General features: G+C 80.1%; 1 protein-coding gene. It reads right to left on the bottom strand.

The window, feature by feature from the left end:
- On the bottom strand, positions 1–312 hold a 312-nt coding region (locus J0695_RS42410), incomplete at both ends, for an acyl-CoA dehydrogenase family protein (RefSeq protein ID WP_206970112.1).

Here is a 312-nt window from a genome sequence, read left to right as displayed (position 1 = left end):
CGAGCGCGGGCGGCAGGCGCTTGGCGGGCGGGGCGTCGCCCAGGTCGGCGAGACGGCCCAGGAGCGCGGCCGCGGCGACCGTCTCCACCACGGGCCCGGGGACCGCGTGACGGCCCAGCTCCACAAAAGCGGCGGCCAGTTCCACGGGGAGCGGGCCCACGCCCTCGTACGCCTCGGGAACCGCCAGCGCGAAGACCCCCGCGTCCGCGAGCCGCGACCACAGGGCCAGGCCGGGCGCAGGGTCCCCGGGCCCGTGGTGGAGACGGTCGCCGCGGCCGCGCTCCTGGGCCGTCTCGCCGACCTGGGCGACGC

The sequence above is a fragment of the Streptomyces beijiangensis genome, assembly GCF_017315755.1.
Lineage (GTDB): Bacteria > Actinomycetota > Actinomycetes > Streptomycetales > Streptomycetaceae > Streptomyces > Streptomyces beijiangensis.
Note: the sequence above shows the minus strand (reverse complement) of the source record. Positions and strands in the feature narration are given on the sequence as shown.